This window comes from Rhizobium sp. SG570 (genome assembly GCF_012275345.1).
GTDB lineage: Bacteria > Pseudomonadota > Alphaproteobacteria > Rhizobiales > Rhizobiaceae > Rhizobium > Rhizobium lusitanum.
This window is the reverse complement of the sequence record NZ_JAAZQI010000005.1, coordinates 91587-110410: the sequence shown is the minus strand read 5'-3', so window position 1 is coordinate 110410 and position 18824 is coordinate 91587. Positions and strand designations below refer to the sequence as shown.

Sequence of the window (18824 nt, the reverse complement as noted above, 5' to 3'; positions counted from 1 at the left end):
ACCATACGGATAAGTGTGGCGACGATAATCTATCTAGCCGGCCCCAAACTCCCGAAAACCGTACCGTTTCGCGCCCTTCCTCGCTTGAAAAGCCGCATTTGCAGGTCTAAGAACCCGCAACCTATTTCTTTCGCGGAGGCTTTCCCATGACAGTGCGCAATCTCTTCCTCCTGCCGGGTGACGGCATCGGCCCCGAAGCCATGGGCGAAGTCCGCAAGATCATCGCCTATATGAACGAGGCGAAGGATGCCGGTTTCGTCACCGACGAAGGCCTTGTCGGCGGCAGCGCCTATGATGCGCACGGTGCGGCGATCTCCGATGCCGATATGGCAAAGGCAATGGCCGCCGATGCCGTTCTCTTCGGCGCCGTCGGTGGTCCGAAGTGGGATGCGGTGCCTTACGAAGTGCGCCCGGAAGCCGGCCTGCTGCGCCTGCGCAAGGATCTCCAGCTTTTCGCCAACCTGCGCCCGGCCATCTGCTATCCGGCGCTGGCATCGGCCTCGTCGCTGAAGCCGGAGCTGGTCGAGGGTCTCGACATCCTGATCGTGCGCGAACTCACCGGCGGCGTCTATTTCGGCGAACCGAAGGAGATCATCGATCTCGGCAACGGCCAGAAGCGCGGCATCGACACCCAGGTCTACGACACCTATGAAATCGAGCGCATCGCCGGCGTCGCCTTCGAACTGGCACGCACCCGCAACAATCGCGTCTGCTCGATGGAAAAGCGCAACGTCATGAAATCAGGCGTGCTCTGGAACCAGGTCGTTACCGCCACGCACAAGGAAAAATATGCCGACGTCCAGCTCGAGCACATGCTCGCCGATGCCGGCGGCATGCAACTCGTTCGCCAGCCGAAGCAGTTCGACGTCATCGTCACCGACAACCTATTCGGTGACATGCTGTCCGACGTCGCCGCCATGCTGACCGGCTCGCTCGGCATGCTGCCTTCAGCCTCGCTCGGCGCTCCCGACGCCAAGACCGGCAAGCGCAAAGCGCTTTACGAGCCGGTACATGGTTCGGCGCCCGATATCGCCGGCAAAGGCATCGCCAACCCGATCGCCATGATCGCCTCCTTCGCCATGTGCCTGCGCTACTCCTTCGGCCTCGTGGCTGATGCCGATGCGCTGGAAAAGGCGATCGCCAACGTGCTTGACAGCGGCATCCGCACCGGCGACATCATGTCGGCAGGCAGCCGCCAGGTCGGCACCGCCGAGATGGGCGACGCCATCCTCGCCGAATTCAAGGCCCTGTCCGCATAAATCGCCTGATATATTTCACGTGAAACACGAAACCCCGCTCTGCTTATGCAGTGCGGGGTTTTTCGTCGAGCCTCCGGGCAGCGCAGCTATGGCCGGCCACCTTAAAAATACTGTTACAAGAGCCTGCTAGGCTTGATCGTTGACTTGGTGGAAGTTCGACGACGGACGGTGGACATGCAGGCGATCTTGACGTCTCTCGACAGACGTTGGCGGCGAAGCGATGCGCGGCTTGCGCCATCCCATTGGAAGATCTGTCTTTTCCTGACGGCCAATATCGTCCTTCTCTCCGCACTGCTGTTCGACTGGCCCGTCGGCGCAACCCTCAAGAACCTGTCGCCATCCATTCGCTTCTTCGGTGGAATGCTGACCGATTTCGGCGATTCCGGCTGGATCATCCTCATCAGCGCCTTCCTGTTCTTCGAAGGCTGGGCCGGCAGCAGGTTGCTTCACTCGCAACGCTGTCGCTGCCAGGCGCTGCGTATCTGCCAGATCGGCGGCTATCTGCTGACCACCATCGTGCTTTCAGGTCTCCTCGCCAATCTGCTGAAGCGCGCCCTCGGCCGCGCCCGCCCGATGCATTTCGCGGATTGGGGGCCGTTCGGCTTCTCGCCGTTCAACGGCCGTGCCAGCTTCGAGAGCTTCCCGTCGGGCCATGCGACCACCATCGGCGCGCTGTTCGTGGCATTTGCCTTCCTCTTCCCACGCTATCGCTATATCTTCGCCGCATGTGCCCTCTGGCTGGCGATCACACGCGTCATGATCGGCGCGCATTATCCAAGCGACGTCATGGCCGGCCTGGCGCTCGGTGGATGGTTCTCCTTCATGACAGCGATCGTCTATTCCCGCTACGGCCTGCTCTTCCGCATCAACAATGCCGGTTGGCCGACACCGAGATGGCCACTGCTGAAGACCAGCAAGCCTTTGATCTGAAATCGATCTGCGGCTATTGCGCCGCCTGCGGCATCTCCGTCGAAACACCGGATCGGTCTCCGCACAGAACAGGCGGAACAGGGCACTCCCTTTCGCCTGAGCGCGCCTTCATGCCTGGCCGCATCCCAAAGGTTGCCAAGGTCATCAGGCATTCATATATCTGGGAGGACAGCCGCCGCGCAAAGCGGTCAACCCGATTTCGTTTCCACTGTGATGAAAACCATGGATGCCGGTCCGATACGTTTGAGCGAAAGGCAGCTGGGATTGATTTCCCGGGCGCTGGCCGAGCCGCGCCGCGTGCAGATCCTGAAGGAAATCGGCAAGCGAACCGAGCCCATGGCCTGCAGCGTCCTCAACCAGTGCCACACCGTCAGCGCCGCGACGATTTCGCACCATCTCAAGGAACTTGAAAACGCCGGTCTCATCGAGATCCGGCGTGAAGGCAAGTTTGCAAACCTTGTGTTGCGACGCGACATCCTGGCCGCCTACATGGCGGAGCTTTCCAGAATCTGACAATTTCGTCTGCGGTCGTCGGCACCTGCCCTTGTATCAGTTAGATGATTATCTAAATATCAAACGGACGATGCCGATCGGTTTTCGGGTCGCATACGCCCAATAGTTCGACAATTGTAAAATCGTCTAACAATTCTCTACAGGAGCTAATATGAGCAAGCTGACAGGCAAGGTCGCGATCGTGACCGGAGCATCCAAGGGCATCGGCGCAGGCATCGCAAAGGCGATGGGCGAGGAAGGCGCGGCCGTCGTGGTCAATTATGCCTCGAGCCGCGAAGGCGCTGACAAGGTGGTGGCAGAAATCACCGCCAAGGGCGGCAAGGCGCTCGCCGTCCACGGCGACGTATCAAAATCCGAAGACGTAAAGCGGCTCTTTGCAGAGACTAAGCAGGCCTTTGGCGGCGTCGACATTCTCGTCAACAATGCCGGCGTCTACAAATTCGCGTCTCTGGAAGAGATCACCGAGGAGGAATTCCATCGTGAATTCAACATCAACGTCCTCGGCACGCTGCTGACGACGCAGGAAGCGGTGAAGTATTTCGGCCCGGAAGGCGGCAATGTCATCAACATCGCCTCGACCGCCGTCACCATGAACCTGCCGACCACCGCGGTCTATACGGCGACCAAGGCGGCCGTGACCTCGATCACTCAGATCCTTGCCAAGGAACTCGGCCCTCGCAACATCCGCGTCAACACCATCTCGCCCGGCGGCGTCGAGACCGAGGGCGTCATCGCGGCCGGCGTCATCGGCAGCGACTTCGAAAAGCAGATGGTTTCGCAGACGCCGCTCGGCCGCCTTGGCCAGCCGACCGACATCGCCCCGATCGCGGTCTTCCTTGCCTCGAAGGATTCGAACTGGTTGACGGGGGAAACCCTCTATGCCGGCGGCGGCCTGAAATAGGCTTCACGGCGAAGCCGCTCTCCAGGAGGAGGGCGGCTTTATACGGCCGGCTGTGGCGCCGAGCCAATATGTTAGCGAACGATTGCAAAACGACCCCGTTTTCCTATTTACTGCAAATGTTCGGGTTTTCCGCACAGCATCGCAGTCGACCGTGCCGCGAAGCGACATCTCGTCCGCGAAACCTCAAAATAGATCCTGTCTGCAATGCGATCCCACGCAACAGCGAATGTCATCGAATTCCTTCAAGATCCGCCGGCGATCACTGTCGCGAACATCAAAACGGAGGACGACTTTATGAATACCGCTAACACCAAATCGAAACTGGGTACCCGCACCAATCTCAGTGAAGAAGCGACACGCGATATTTCCGCAGCGCTGAACGCGCTGCTGGCGGATGTCTTTGCCCTCTATTTGAAAACCAAGAATTTCCATTGGCATATGAGCGGCCCGCATTTTCGCGACTATCACTTGCTTCTGGACGAACAGGGCGATCAGATCTTCGCCATGACCGACCCGATGGCAGAGCGAGCCAGGAAGATCGGCGGAACGACGTTGCGGTCGATCGGCAATATTGCCAGGCTGCAGCGCATCCCCGACAACGACGCCGAATATGTCGATCCCCAGGACATGCTCGCCGAATTGGCGGATAACAACCTCAAGCTTGCTGCCGAAATCCGCGCGGCCCATGACGTCTGCGACGAATATGGCGATATCGCCACCGCCAGCCTTCTTGAGAACTGGCTGGACGAGACGGAACGCCGCACCTGGTTCCTGTTCGAATCCACGCGCAACACCAACCGCTAACCGCGGCACTGCCCGCCTTCGGACATAACGACCGCGATGGATGCCATAATCTCGATTTCCTCGCTCCCGCTTCTGCGGAAACGAGGAAATCCTTGACTCCTGTGGAAAACCTCTTAGAACCGGCGACGGAAAAGGAAGACTTCCATGGTTCGCTTCGAGCAGATCGACGGCTTCAGTCACCTGGCGGAATATGCCGGGCTGGATGTCTATTTTCCGGTTTCTTCCAAAACCAAGGCCAAAACGACGACGAAAACCGTCTGACGTCTCTGGCCTGCCGCTCTCTCCCCGGCTCGGTCGGGGACAGGAACCGGTCGTCATGGCCGCAGTTCCCCCCTCGCCAAAGAGGAGAGAAGAGAAAGAGAGCTTGAGAAATGGGTTTCAAAGTTGCAGTAGCGGGCGCGACCGGGAATGTCGGCCGCGAAATGCTCAATATCCTGTCCGAACGCGGTTTTCCGGCCGATGAGGTCGTGGCGCTCGCGTCGGCCCGCTCGCAGGGAACCGAAGTTTCCTTCGGCGACCGGACGCTGAAGGTTTCCAACCTGGAGAACTACGATTTCTCCAACACCGACATTTGCCTTATGTCGGCCGGAGGCGATGTCTCGAAGAAGTACTCGCCGAAGATCGGCGCCCAGGGCTGCGTCGTCATCGACAACTCGTCCGCATGGCGCTACGACGCCGACGTGCCGCTGATCGTGCCGGAAGTGAACCCGGATGCCATCACGCAGTTCACCAAGCGCAACATCATCGCTAATCCGAACTGCTCGACCGCGCAGCTCGTCGTTGCGCTGAAGCCGCTGCATGATTTCGCCAAGATCAAGCGCGTCGTGGTCTCGACCTACCAGTCCGTTTCCGGCGCCGGCAAGGACGGCATGGACGAGCTGTTCAACCAGACCCGCGCCGTCTTCGTCGCCGACCCGATCGAGAACAAGAAGTTCACCAAGCGCATCGCCTTCAACGTCATTCCGCACATCGACGTCTTCATGGAAGACGGCTACACCAAGGAAGAATGGAAGGTGCTGGCCGAAACCAAGAAGATGCTCGATCCGAAGATCAAGGTCACCTGCACAGCTGTCCGGGTGCCGGTTTTCATCGGTCATTCTGAATCGGTCAATATCGAGTTCGAAAACGAGATATCAGCCGATCAGGCTCGCGATATCCTGCGCGAGGCGCCAGGTTGCCTCGTCATCGACAAGCACGAAAACGGTGGCTATATCACGCCTTACGAGTGCGCCGGCGAAGACGCGACCTATATTTCGCGCATCCGCGAGGATGCCACCGTCGAAAACGGCCTCAACATCTGGGTCGTTTCCGACAACCTGCGCAAGGGTGCGGCACTGAACGCCATTCAGATTGCCGAACTGCTCATCAACCGCGGCCTGATCAAGCCACGTAAGCAGGCTGCATAAGCATTCCTAAACCAATTTACGGTTTATAAATCTTCGCCAGCTAAGCAGGATTAAAATGGAAGCCTCGCCATTTCGGACCGAAAGGCGGGGCTTTTGCAAATGCCTTTGGCGGCGATGCTTCCCGTGAAGCGAAAACATCGGTCGCTAAAATGTGATAATGACAGGACGGTCGGATGCTGGCATGGTCCAGTGAAGACTAGACCGCGCACGAGCCCGGATTGGAGGGCTTATGCGCCATTCAAAAACGGTTACCGCGTTTGCGGCGCGGTAAGAATTCGGGGAAACTGAATGCGCATCACAAAGTCTGGAATGGCAACTCTCGTGGCGGGCGGGTTGTTGCTGGCGACGCCGATTGCCGCGAATGCGGCATCCTGTGGCAACACTTCCGCCGGCTTCGAGAACTGGGTGCAGGAATTCAAGCGGGAAGCGCAAGGACAGGGCGTCAGCCCGTCGGTCCTCGATCGGGCCTTCGCCAACGTCCATTACAATCAGCCCACCATCCGGGCCGATCGCGGCCAGAAGAGCTTCAAGCTTTCCTTCGAGGAATTCATGAAGAAGCGCGGCGGCCAGTCGATCATCAATCGCGGCAAGAGCATGAAGCAGGCCAATGCCGCGCTCTTCTCCAAGATCGAGAAGCGCTTCGGCGTGCCCCCAGGCCCGATTATCGCCATCTGGGGTATGGAAACCGGCTTCGGCGGCTTCATGGGCGATCAGCATACGCTCTCGGCCGTCTCGACCCTTGCCTATGATTGCCGCCGTTCCGCATTCTTCACCGAGCAGCTCTACTCTGCCCTCAAGCTTGTCGGCGAGGGCTACCTCAGCCCGTCGGCCCGTGGCGCTGCCCACGGCGAAATCGGTCAGACGCAGTTCATGCCGAAAAACGTCGTTGCCTTCGGCGTCGATGAAGATGGCGATGGCAGGGTCGACCTTGTGGGATCGCGCGCAGACGCGCTTGCTTCGACGGCGAACTTCCTGCGCGGTCATGGCTGGCAACCCGGCGCCGGCTACCAGCCTGGCGAACCGAACTTCTCAGCCATTGCCGGCTGGAACGACGCAAAGGTCTATCAGCAGGCAATCGCCTATATTGGTCAGCAGATCGACGGCAGATAAGCTGGATCAAAACGAAAAAAGCGCTGCGACCGGATGGTTCACAGCGCTTTTTATTTGAGCTAATTTCAGCTCCTAGACATCAGGCCGGATGAAATCCCGGGTTTCAGGGTCCATGACCCACAATTCCCCTGTGGAAATATCGAACCATGCGCCATGCAGGCGCAGCTTGCCTTCTTCTTCCCGCGCCTTGATCTCCGGAAAGCTGCGCAGATTGTCGAGCGAATTGCGGATCGAGATGCGCTCCAGCGCCGTCTGACGCTCCGCCGGCGTCATGATGTCGTTGCTCTGGATCTGTTCGGCGGCCGGCTTCAGCAGCCCCATCCACCTACCGATGAAATCACCGGGCGAAAGCGGCTCGGCGTTCGGATCCAGTGCCGCGCGAATACCGCCGCAACGGCCGTGACCCATCACGACGATATCGGAGACTTTGAGCGACAGAACCGCGAATTCGAGCGCCGACGAGGTCGAATGGAAATTACCATCAGGCTCATAGGGCGGCACCATGTTGGCGACGTTGCGGATGACGAAGAGTTCTCCCGGGCCGGCATCGAAGATGATCTCCGGTGCCGAGCGGGAGTCGCAACAGGCAATCACAAGCGTCGACGGGTTCTGGCCGAGATCGGCGAGCGTGCGATAGCGCTCGCGCTCATCGACGTAACGCCCACTCATGAAATTGCGATAGCCGTTCAAAAGGGTGTCGGGAAAGCTTTGCATGGATATTGAATTACAGCGCACATCGGCCGATGGCAACTATTGCGCTGCAAAAAGCGCCCGGCATTCCCGGCTGCTATTTTTTCCGCCGCTGCGCCGGATGCATGAGGTGCCGCAGCTGTACCATCGCCATCGGCGTCGATAGGCTGGCCGCATCCGCGGCGAGCGTCAACTCGTCGCTGCCGCGCTTGACGGCGCGCGCCAGCACTTCATAAACGCTGGCCGTGGCAAGCTGCAGCGCCCGTTCCTCGTCCATCCCGGACACAAGGCGGGACAAGAACAAGGCGGACAGCAGGTCGCCGAGCCCGTTCGGAGCATTCTCGATGCTGCGATGCTCTGCAAGCAAGGCGCTGCGGCCGCTAAGATAGAGATTTCCGATACCGCCAGCCATCATCGGCACCGCCGACGTCACCAGCATGCGCGACGGCCCGAGGGCGAGTGCGGCCTCCATGATGGCATTGTTGTCTTCGAGCGGCGCGCCGGCGAGCCAGGCAAGCTCGTAGCGGTTTGGCGTTGCCAGCGACGCCAGCGGGATCAGATGATCGCGGATCGCCTCCGCCGTCGCTTCGGGCACATAGAGCCCGCCGGCATCGCCGATGACCGGATCGCAGGCATAGAGGAGATCGGGGTTCTTCTCCCGCAAGGCCGCCACCAGCCGGGCAACGGAATGCACCTGCGCTGCATTGCCGAAATATCCCGACAGGACAGCCTTCACCTCAGGCAGCCACGGCGCGGCGATCAGATCGTCGATCGCACGGTCGAAATCCGCCTCGTTGAAGGTCAATCGCGTCGAACGACCGTGGCCCGGATGCCATGGCAGGACGATGGTCGGCAGCGCCCAGACCGGATGGCCGAGCGTTTCCAGCGCAAAGACCGCGGCACGATTGCCGACGGAACCTCTGACGACATGGCTGGAGATGACGATAACGGCGCCGGCCGATATTTGCGACATGATAATAACTTCCAGTTCAGGGCTTCAAACTGCAATGGCGCCGTTGATGATCCCTTTCGCGCCACTCTGTCAACCGCGCTTCACAAACTCATGAAAACCTCTGTTGAATAGCCGGGTTCGGCAATTTCACGTCAACGCCATCTGCTTTGGAGCGAGATCCACCTTTCGGCAAGATTTCTAAAAATTCGCGGCCAAATCGGTCGAAAAGCAATCTAATTTGCATTCATTTTGCCAGTTTTTTCGCTAAACCTTCTGCTACTGTGGTCAAATTTCGAAAATCGGGAGGAATTTCATGGCGTCCAGGACCAATCCGAAACGGGAAAAGCAGCTCGAAGCGGTACGCAAGATCGCGGCCACGACGGGCAAGGCGCATCTCGATCCCGAAATCCTGTTCGGCCGGGCAAGCAATGACGACATGGAGCATTACAGTCCGGAAATGCTGGCCCATGCTGCGGTGCACGCCGCGCGAGAGTTGGCAGCTTGGAACGGCACGTCTCCGCGCGTCAACATCGAACAGGTCGCCAATATCGAGCCTGATGGCGTCGCGGTGTCGATCCTCTCGATCACCGACCACAACATGCCCTTCCTCTACGAATCGATCATGGGCGAGGTGAGCAGCACCTACCGCGATCTCTACATGGCCGTGCACCCGATCCTGGTCATCGAGGAGGGCAAGCAGCCCAGTCTCTATTCCGCCGATCAGTTAAGCAATCCCGCCCATCGCGTCAGCCATATCCAGCTTCATCTGTCGCCATTGACGGCAGCGCAGGCAACGGATCTCATCAAGCGGCTGCAGGCCGTGCTCGATCAGACGCATCTCACCGTTTCCGACTGGAAGCCGATGCTGGCGCGCCTCGATATCGTCATTTCGGAACTCTCCACATATGAGGCCGCGGGACGCCGCAAGGGCGATCGCGACGAGGCTCTTGCCTTCCTTGCCTGGTTGCGCGACGGCAATTTCACCTTCCTCGGCATGCGCGAATATGTCTATTCCGGCAAGGGCGCCGACGCCAAGGTCGAGCGCGATCGCGGCGCCGGCCTCGGCATTCTTTCCAATCCGGATGTCCGCGTGCTGCGCCAGGGTAAGGACGCCGTCACCACGACGCCGGAAATCCTCGCCTTCCTCGACGGGCCGGATTTCCTGATCGTCACCAAGGCCAACGTCAAGTCGGTCGTCCATCGCCGCGCCTATATGGACTATGTCGGCGTCAAGCGCTTCGACAGCGACGGCAATGTCACCGGCGAGCTGCGTATCGTCGGCCTTTACACCTCGACGGCCTACACCAGCGCTGCCACCGAAGTGCCGCTGCTGCGCTCGAAGGTGCAGAAGGTCAAGGATCATTTCGGCTTCGACCCCACAAGCCATTCCGGCCGCATGCTGGAAAATACGCTGGAATCCTATCCTCGCGACGACCTCTTCCAGATCGATACGACGCTGCTCGCAAGCTTCGCCGAACAGATCAACGATCTGGCCGACCGGCCGCGCGTGCGGGCGCTGCCACGCATCGACCATTTCGATCGGTTCGTCTCCGTCATCGTCTATGTGCCGCGCGAAGAATATGATTCCGTCGTCCGTGAAAAGATCGGCAATTATCTGAAAACCGTCTATGACGGCCGCGTCTCTGCCTATTACCCGGCCTTCCCGGAAGGCGGCGTGGCGCGCGTGCATTTCATCATCGGCCGCAGCGCCGGCAAGACGCCGCATATTCCGCAAGCCAAGCTGGAAGAAGCGATCCGCGCCATAACCGCCCGCTGGGACGAGCGTTTCGTCATGCTCGCCGGCCCGAAAGCGCCGCGCATATCCGTCAGCCAGGCTTTCCAGGAAGCCTTCTCGCCGGAAGACGCCTTTGCTGATCTGCCCAATATTACGGCAACGGCCGGCGCCGAGCCGATCCGCATCGGCTTCTATGTCCGCAAGGACGAGGCAGGCGACATCCTTTCGCTGAAGATCTTCCACGGGCGAGGCAATCTGGCGCTGTCGCGCCGCGTGCCGCTGTTGGAAAATCTCGGTTTCAACGTCATCAGCGAGCGGACCTTCGATATCTATGTCACGGCCAAGGATGGCGGGGCGGGTCATGTCGTGCTTCATGACATGGAACTCGAGGCTCGTGGTGGCCTGACGATCGATCTCGCCCGCCATGGTGCCGCGCTGGAGGAAGCCTTCCTCGCCGCCTTCAGCGGCACGATCGACAATGACGCCTTCAACCGGCTGATCGTTTCGGCCGATCTCTCCGCTCGCGAAACCAATGTGCTGCGGGCTTACTCGCGCTACCTTCGCCAGGCCGGCATCGCCTATTCGCAGGACTATATCGCCGCGACGCTGGACAAGTATCCGCGCATTGCAGGATCGCTCTTCCGCCTGTTCCACGACACGCTCGATCCGAAGCTCAACGATAAGAGCCGTACGAAGAAGCTTGTCGAGCTGCACGCCGCCATCGAAACCGAGCTCGCCGACGTTCCAAGCCTCGATGACGACCGGATTCTCCGCCGCTACGTCAACGCCATCGATGCGACGCTGCGCACCAACTATTTCCAGAGGAGTGCCGACGGTACGCCGAAGGCGATGCTCGCCTTCAAGCTCGATCCGAAGCTTCTCGACGGCCTGCCCGAGCCGCGTCCCTTCCGCGAAATCTTCGTCTACGGCGTCGAGGTGGAAGGTGTGCATCTGCGCTTCGGCAAAGTGGCGCGTGGCGGCCTGCGCTGGTCCGATCGCGCCGAGGACTATCGCACCGAAGTGCTCGGCCTGGTGAAGGCGCAGCAGGTCAAGAACGCCGTCATCGTGCCCGTCGGCGCCAAGGGCGGCTTCTATCCGAAGAAACTCCCCGTCGGCGGCAGCCGCGACGAGATCTTCAATACCGGCCGCGAAGCCTACAAGACCTACATCCGCACGCTGCTGTCGATCACCGACAATATCTCCGGCGCCGATATCGTACCGCCGGCCGATACCGTGCGGCTCGATGGCGATGATCCTTATTTCGTCGTTGCCGCCGACAAGGGCACGGCCACTTTCTCCGACACTGCCAATGCACTGGCGCAGGAAGCCGGCTTCTGGCTGGACGACGCCTTCGCTTCCGGCGGCTCGGCCGGCTACGACCACAAGAAGATGGGCATCACCGCCCGCGGCGCCTGGGAAACCGTGAAGCGGCATTTCCGCGAGATGGATATCGATATCCAGACGACGCCCTTTAACGTCGTCGGCGTCGGCGACATGTCCGGCGACGTCTTCGGCAATGGCATGCTGCTCTCGCCGAAGATCCGCCTTCTGGCCGCCTTCGACCATCGCGACATCTTCATCGATCCCGATCCGGACATGGAAAGGACGCTTGCCGAACGTCAGCGCCTCTTCGACCTGCCGCGCTCCAGCTGGCAGGATTTCGACAAGTCGGTCCTGTCGAAGGGTGCGATGATCATTTCGCGCTTGGCAAAGTCGGTGACGCTGACGCCGGAAGCAGTCGCTGCCATCGGCATCGACAAATCGGTCGCCACGCCCTTCGAGATCATGACGGCGATCCTTAGGGCTCCCGTCGACCTGCTTTGGTTCGGCGGCATCGGCACCTATGTCAAGGCGCCGTCGGAAACGGATTCGGATGTCGGCGACCGTGCCAACGATCCGATCCGCATCACCGCCGAAGAGGTTCGCGCCAGGGTGATCGGCGAGGGCGCCAATCTCGGCGTCACCCAGAAGGGTCGCATCGCCTATGGCCTCAAGGGCGGACGCTGCAACTCCGACGCCATCGACAATTCGGCCGGCGTCAACACCTCGGACGTCGAGGTCAACATTAAGATCGCGCTCGCCAATGCCATGCATGACGGCCGCCTGACGCGTGCCAAACGCGATATCCTGCTGGCATCGATGACCGACGAAGTCGGGACTCTGGTATTGCGGAACAACTATCTGCAATCCCTGGCGATCTCGCTGACGGAGCGCAAGGGCACCGGCAACGGCCTGGAACTCAGCCGCTTTATGAGCGTGCTGGAAACGGCCAAGCAGCTCAACCGCAAGGTCGAGACGCTGCCCGACGATCAGACCTTCGCCGAGCGTTATGCCAACGGGCGTCCGCTGACGCGCGCTGAAATCGGCGTGCTGCTCTCCTATGCCAAGATCGTCCTCTTCGACGCGCTTATTGCCAGCAATCTGCCTGACGATCCCTATTTCGCCGCGACCCTCAGCCGCTATTTCCCAGCCAAGATGCAGCGTTCGAACGCCACCGATATCGACAGCCACCGGCTGCGCCGCGAGATCATCGCGACGGCGCTCGCCAACGAGGCGATCAATCGCGGCGGTCCGGGCTTTGCTGTGAGCATGATGGACGCGACGGCGGCATCGGCAGCCGAAGTCGTCAAAGCGGCCGTGGTCGCCCGCGACGGCTTCGATCTCGATCGCCTCTGGAACGAGACGGACGCGCTTGACGGCAAGGTTGGTGGCCAGATGCAGAACCGCGTCTATGGCGAGATCACCGAGGTCTATACGGTGCTCACCCGCCTGCTTCTGAAAACCGGCGCAGCCAAGGGCGACATCGAGGAGACGGTTAGCCGGCTTCAAGCAACGCTGAAAAAGCTGCGGCCGGTCTTCCTCAGCCATATCCCGGCCGATTTCGCAGCCGAGATTGCCGCCCGCGAGGCGGAATACCAGGCTGCCGGCCTGCCGGAAAAGCTGGCTTCGGAAATCGCCACGATTTATGCGCTCGTCCTCGTTCCGGAGATCATGCAGATCGCCGAGCGCACCGGTGACACGCTGAACCGCGCCGCCGAAAGCTACTTCACCGTGTCGCAGACCTTCCGCGTCGGCCGCCTGCTGCTTGCCGGCAGCCGGATCGTCACGGGCGATCACTATGAAAGCCTTGCCCTGGCCCGCAGCCTCGACCAGATCGCCGGCGCCCGTCGCGATATCGTCATCTCGGCCCTGGCAAACCATCCGAAGGACAAACAGCCGATCCAGGCGTGGCATGCGGAAGATCGCATCCGCATCAACCGCATCGCCGAAGAGCTTGGCAGCCTGAGCGAAAGCGGTGATCCCAACCTCGCGCGAATCACCGTTGCCGCAGGCCTGCTGAGCGATCTTGCGAACGGCCGGGCAAGGTGACACAGTCCGCCCCGACCCCGGCAGGCGGGTGAAGGAATCAGGGGCTGGATTTGGTGACGACCGGGATTGGCGACGACGTGCCGGCAAAAGTGCCGGCACGCGGCATTTGGGGCTGGATGTTCTTCGACTGGGCGGCACAGCCGTTCTTCACCGTCGTCACCACCTTCATCTTCGGCCCCTATTTCGTCGCGCGGCTGACGGCCGATCCGGTCTCGGCGCAGACGACATGGAGCAATATGGCGACGATCTCCTCGGTGATCATCGCCCTCCTGTCGCCGGTCCTCGGTTCGATCGCCGATCAATCGGGCGCGCGCAAACCCTGGATCGCCTTCTTCGCCGTCATCAAGATCGCCAGCCTCTTCTGTCTCTGGGGTGCAGCACCGGGCTCGCCGGTGATCTATCCCGTCATCTTCATGATCCTCGCCTCGATCTCGGCCGAATTCTCGATCGTCTTCAACGATTCGATGATGCCGAGGCTGGTCGGCAAGGACGATATCGGCAAGCTGTCGAATGCCGCCTGGGGTCTCGGCTATCTCGGCGGCATGATCGTGCTGATCACCGTCGTCGCCCTGCTCGCCGGCAATCCGCAAACCGGCAAGACCATCTTAGGCCTGATGCCGCTCTTCGGCCTCGACGCAACGCTCGGCGAGGATGCGCGCATCACCGGTCCGATTTCCGCCGTGTGGTACTTCCTCTTCATCCTGCCGATGTTCTTCTTCACGCCCGATGCCGCACGCGGCCTGCCGCTTCGAACCGCAGTTCGCTCGGGCCTGCGGGAACTCAGAACGACGCTCGGCGAGTTGAAGCGCCGGCGCGGCATCAGCCTCTTCCTCGTCGCCCGCATGGTCTATCAGGATGGCGTCAACGGCCTGCTGATCCTCGGCGGCACCTTTGCGGCCGGCATGTTCGGCTGGGCGACGATCGAGATCGGCATCTACGGTATCATCCTCAACGTCATCGCCATTTTCGGCTGCTTTGCGGCCAGCTATGTGGACCGCTGGCTGGGCTCGAAAACGACTGTCGTCATCAGCCTGACGCTGCTGCTCGTCGCGACCTTCGGCATCATTTCGACCGGGCCTGGCTTCACGCTCTTCGGTCTCGTTCCGCTCTCGACCGTCAGCACCAGCAGCCTGTTCGGCACGGCGGCGGAAAAGGCCTATATCGGCTATGGCCTGCTCATCGGCATCGCCTTCGGCCCGGTGCAGGCCTCGTCACGCTCCTATCTGGCGCGCAGCGTCAGCCTTGCCGAGGCCGGCCGCTATTTCGGCATCTACGCGCTCTCAGGCCGCGCCACCAGCTTCATGGCGACGCTGTTCTTCTCTCTGGTGACCTATTGGAGCGGCTCGGCGCGACTCGGCATGGCGACGCTGGTCATCTTCCTCGCCGGCGGCCTGCTGCTTCTGCTGCCGACGCCCTATCCGGCTGACAAGGCAAAATAGGGATATTCCTATTTCGCTGAAGGATATGCTCATCCCCTTCTCCCCAGCGGGGAGAAGGTGCCCGAAGGGCGGATGAGGGGGGCCTCGGCGTATTCGGAACCAGCCTATATCGTTGCGAACGATATATAACTTCCGGTAACGCCCCTCACCCCGCGCTGCGCGCGACCCTCTCCCCGCTGGGGCGAGGGTAAAGCCATCAATGGCGGAAATGGCGGATGCCGGTGAAGACCATCGCGACATTGTGCTCGTTGGCGGCGTCGATGACTTCCTGATCGCGCATCGAGCCGCCCGGCTGGATGACGGCGGTGGCGCCGGCGGCAATCGCCGACAGCAGGCCGTCGGCAAATGGCAGGAAGGCTTCGGAGGCCACGGCGGAACCGCGCGTCAGCGGTTCGGCTAGCCCCATCGCCTTGGCCGCTTCTTCCGCCTTGATCGCGGCAATGCGGGCGGAGTCGACGCGGCTCATCTGTCCCGCGCCGATACCGGCCGTCTGGCCGTCCTTGGCGTAAACGACGGCATTCGACTTCACGTGCTTGGCGACACGGAAGGCGAATTTCATGTCCTCAAGCTCCTGTGCCGTCGGCGCACGCTTGGTGACCACCTTCAGCTCCATGTCCTCGACCAAGGCGTTGTCGCGGTTCTGGACCAGGAGGCCGCCGGAGACGGTCTTGGCGGTCAGGCCGGCTGCGCGCGGATCGGGCAGAGCGCCGACCGACAGCAGGCGGAGGTTGGGCTTGCGGGCGATGATCGCCTTGGCTTCCTCGCTGACCTCAGGCGCGATAATGACCTCGGTGAAGAGCTTGACGATCTCTTCCGCCGTTTCCGCATCGAGCAGGCTGTTCAACGCGATGATGCCGCCGAAGGCCGAAACGGAATCACAGGCGAGAGCCCGCTTATAGGCTTCGACCAGGCTCGGGCCGGTGGCGACGCCGCAGGGATTGGCATGCTTGATGATCGCGCAGGCCGGACCTTTTTCCGGCAGGAACTCGGCCACAAGTTCGTAGGCGGCATCGGTGTCGTTGATATTGTTGTAGGAAAGCTGCTTGCCCTGGAGCAGCGTTGCCGTGGAAACGCCGGGACGGTTTTCGCCGGTGACGTAGAAGGCCGCCTTCTGATGCGGGTTCTCGCCATAGCGCATTTCCTCGCGCAGCACGCCGCCGATGACGCGGTGGCGCGGCGTGGCGATATCGAGCGCTTCGGCAAACCAATTGGAGATCATCGCGTCATAGGCGGCAGTGCGGGCAAAAGCCTTGGCGGCCATGCGCTTGCGGAAATCATAGGTGGTCTGGCCGGCATCGGCGGAAAGCTGCGCCAGCAGCTCGGCATAATCGGCCGGATCGGTCAGTGTCGTCACATAGGCGTGGTTCTTGGCCGAGGCGCGGATCATCGCCGGGCCGCCGATGTCGATATTCTCCACCGTCGTCGGATAGTCGCCGCCAGCCTTGCGCACGTCCTCGAAGGGATAGAGATTGATGACGGCAAGGTCGATGCCCTCGATGCCGTGCTCCTTCATCGCAGCCTGGTGCTCGGCATCGTCACGGATGGCGAGCAGGCCGCCATGCACCTTCGGATGCAGCGTCTTGACGCGGCCGTCCATGATTTCCGGAAACTCCGTGACCTCCGAGACATCGGTGACGGCAAGGCCTGCCGCGGCAATCGCCTTGTGCGTGCCACCGGTCGACAGCAGCCGCACGCCCTGTTCGCTGAGCGCGCGGGCCAGCTCGACGATGCCGGTCTTGTCGAAGACGGACAGAAGCGCGGTCTTCACCTTCACTTTGTCAGGGGCAGGGATTTTCTTGGAAACGACGGCCATGGGCTTTCTCCGGTCTGAAGCAATTCCAGGAAAAGGGCGCAGCGGTTTTCCGTCCGGAATTGCGAGATAACAAAAACAGAGCGAAAACGCTCTGGCATGAGGAGATGTCCGGCGGAAAGGGCGCGGGACGATAATGCCGCCCCGTTAGCATAGCTGACACGGTTAGCCTATGGCCGATGGGATAAAAACCAGCGGATTTCCGGCTTTTCGGTGATCTGGAAAACGATCTCGAGCTGATCGGAGGAGCGCATGCCGGAAGGGTCGGCGAAAAAGATATCCTCCGCCACCAGCACCTCGTTACCCGGCGAGGAGAAGACCCAGGTCTCGCCGTCAGGCGCGATCAGCAGCGCGCTATCCGTCTCGGTCTGCAAAAGGCTGATCGAGGGATGGATATGGAAGCGGGCCGACGCGATACCTTCGCCTTTCGGCGCCTGTTTCCTGCCTTCCGGCACGAGGAACCGGTCCCTCCCGGCCAGGATCGTGCCTGTGGCGTTGAGGCTCAGCTCGCGCTCGTGAACATAGCCGAAGGTGGAGAGATAGCCGTCATGCGCAGCCCGGACATAATCGCGCCCATCTTCCGTCTCGGCGCGCTCGACGATGACCTTCTTCACGCCGCCGACCATGATCGGCCCCAGCGATTTCGACTTGGAGAACAGGCTCGACGAGGTATCGTTGAGGGTGACGGTCGAATGCGCAGCGGTCGCCCGCGCGGCCTGTGCGTAGCGCTCGCCGGCGAATTCCGGCGAACCGGAATTGATGATGAAGCGGCTCTTGCCCGACGACATTTCGAAGGAGAGGCAGCCCGCATGCGCCGTGCGGCTGAGATCGACCGATGCGGGAGCGCCGACATCGACGATGACGACGGCCTGGCCGGCTGCCAGCCGATGATATTTCGTGTGCGGCAGCGCCTTGAACGCCTGACCCGCCGTCTCGTCATAGCGCAGGACCGACATCAGTTCGTTGGCAAGCGTCGACGTCGCTCCGTTGAAGAGCGCCAGATCGCCGTCCTGATGGCGAAAGAAGCGAAGCGCCGGATACATGCGGTCTATGCCGGGAATGAGCCGGATCGGCACGTCATGGCCGAGATTCACATAGGTCTGGCGCAACGGCAGCAAATCGAGCAGCAGCTCCAGCGACACCCGCGGATTGCGGGAGATATGACCGCCATCGGGCAGGATCTGCCGGTCGATCTCGCGATCGAGCGCCTGACCGGCGCGCTTCAGCGCAAGGGCGCTATGGGGCATGGCAACAGAGGACATGGCCAGCGCGATGCGCACACGAAACCGCGTCGTGCCGTCCCTTGCCGTCGACGCCATTCGGCGCAGATAGCGCACGTGGAAGACGAGCATGCGCATGAAGCGGCGGTAGAAGCCGCTATCCGTCCCATGCAGGAGCACGGGCGAATGCGACAACAGGGCGATCAGCCGCTGCGCCGCGATGTCGGGCGACCAGGCAAGGCCATGCAGCCGGCGGCCGTGAACGGCGATCCAATCGCTCAGAATGGAACGCGCTAAAGCCGAAGCCTGGTCGCTCTTCTCTGCCCGCAAATGCCGCAGCCAGCGGAAATTGTGCAGACGCGCGGCGAAGGCCCGCGACGGCAGCTCCAGGGAAAAGGGCGAGGCGCCCTGCAGTTCGAGAACCCGGCCGGCGAGCAGGATGCGGCCGTTCAGAAGTTCTTCGACAAAAAACGGATCGACGCTGCGCAGGTCGGTCGGCGCCACGATCAGGCGTTCCGGCACACGCATGGTGTGGCGGGTGAGACGCAATCGCGTCAACGCCGCGCGGCGCGACATCCGCCGCCATGCTTCCCGCATGTATGAACTCACAAAACCCTGCCGCAGACCTGCATATTCGCTTCTGCTTACTCTCGTTACCCGTAGTTAAAAAGAGGTTACACATATAC

13 protein-coding genes are annotated in these 18824 nt (G+C 61.1%); 9 read left to right on the top strand and 4 right to left on the bottom strand.

The genetic code is table 11. The features are described from left to right. The first annotated feature begins 146 nt into the window (after positions 1-146). The 7 genes from leuB to FHT28_RS12395 all read left to right on the top strand — a co-directional run bounded on the left by leuB (position 147) and on the right by FHT28_RS12395 (position 6923). The gene (gene leuB / locus FHT28_RS12425) at positions 147-1259 is read left to right on the top strand and encodes a 3-isopropylmalate dehydrogenase (protein ID WP_047559420.1); all 1113 of its coding nucleotides are present in this window, start codon (positions 147-149) and stop codon (positions 1257-1259) included. A gap of 174 nt (positions 1260-1433) precedes the next feature. Next, on the top strand, positions 1434-2189 hold the full coding sequence (gene lpxE / locus FHT28_RS12420) for a lipid A 1-phosphatase LpxE (protein WP_168596419.1): 756 nt from the start codon (positions 1434-1436) through the stop codon (positions 2187-2189). 222 nt (positions 2190-2411) lie between these two features. Beyond that, positions 2412-2702 (top strand): helix-turn-helix domain-containing protein, encoded by a 291-nt coding sequence (locus FHT28_RS12415; RefSeq protein WP_051963408.1) that lies wholly within the window; start codon positions 2412-2414, stop codon positions 2700-2702. A gap of 151 nt (positions 2703-2853) precedes the next feature. Beyond that, positions 2854-3603 carry a glucose 1-dehydrogenase gene (locus FHT28_RS12410; protein WP_168596418.1) on the top strand — a complete coding sequence of 250 codons (750 nt, stop codon included), beginning with the start codon at positions 2854-2856 and terminating at the stop codon, positions 3601-3603. Between the two features lie 294 nt (positions 3604-3897). After that, the gene (locus FHT28_RS12405; RefSeq protein ID WP_092573247.1) at positions 3898-4407 is read left to right on the top strand and encodes a DNA starvation/stationary phase protection protein; all 510 of its coding nucleotides are present in this window, start codon (positions 3898-3900) and stop codon (positions 4405-4407) included. 371 nt (positions 4408-4778) lie between these two features. Continuing rightward, on the top strand, positions 4779-5813 hold the full coding sequence (locus FHT28_RS12400) for an aspartate-semialdehyde dehydrogenase (RefSeq protein ID WP_037195667.1): 1035 nt from the start codon (positions 4779-4781) through the stop codon (positions 5811-5813). A gap of 288 nt (positions 5814-6101) precedes the next feature. Then, the gene (locus tag FHT28_RS12395; protein ID WP_037195665.1) at positions 6102-6923 is read left to right on the top strand and encodes a lytic murein transglycosylase; all 822 of its coding nucleotides are present in this window, start codon (positions 6102-6104) and stop codon (positions 6921-6923) included. A 72-nt stretch (positions 6924-6995) separates the two neighbouring features. Here FHT28_RS12395 and FHT28_RS12390 read toward each other — a convergent pair whose 3' ends face one another. Together FHT28_RS12390 and pdxY are read right to left on the bottom strand one after the other, a co-directional pair. Then, the gene (locus FHT28_RS12390) at positions 6996-7637 is read right to left on the bottom strand and encodes a carbonic anhydrase (RefSeq protein WP_047559410.1); all 642 of its coding nucleotides are present in this window, start codon (positions 7635-7637) and stop codon (positions 6996-6998) included. A gap of 73 nt (positions 7638-7710) precedes the next feature. Continuing rightward, the gene (gene pdxY / locus FHT28_RS12385; RefSeq protein ID WP_037195661.1) at positions 7711-8586 is read right to left on the bottom strand and encodes a pyridoxal kinase PdxY; all 876 of its coding nucleotides are present in this window, start codon (positions 8584-8586) and stop codon (positions 7711-7713) included. 292 nt (positions 8587-8878) lie between these two features. Here pdxY and FHT28_RS12380 point away from each other — a divergent pair, with 292 nt between their 5' ends. Continuing rightward, complete coding sequence (locus FHT28_RS12380) at positions 8879-13669, top strand: NAD-glutamate dehydrogenase (protein ID WP_168596417.1); 4791 nt, start codon at positions 8879-8881, stop codon at positions 13667-13669. Positions 13670-13719: 50 nt separating this feature from the next. Further along, a complete protein-coding gene (locus tag FHT28_RS12375; protein WP_168596416.1) occupies positions 13720-15108 on the top strand; it encodes an MFS transporter in 1389 nt (462 codons plus the stop codon). Between the two features lie 196 nt (positions 15109-15304). Here FHT28_RS12375 and purH read toward each other — a convergent pair whose 3' ends face one another. Both purH and FHT28_RS12365 read right to left on the bottom strand, forming a co-directional pair. After that, positions 15305-16921: a bifunctional phosphoribosylaminoimidazolecarboxamide formyltransferase/IMP cyclohydrolase gene (purH, locus tag FHT28_RS12370; RefSeq protein ID WP_168596415.1), complete on the bottom strand. Its 1617-nt coding sequence runs from the start codon at positions 16919-16921 to the stop codon at positions 15305-15307. Positions 16922-17088: 167 nt separating this feature from the next. After that, complete coding sequence (locus tag FHT28_RS12365) at positions 17089-18735, bottom strand: heparinase II/III family protein (protein WP_168596414.1); 1647 nt, start codon at positions 18733-18735, stop codon at positions 17089-17091. Positions 18736-18824: the final 89 nt, after the last annotated feature.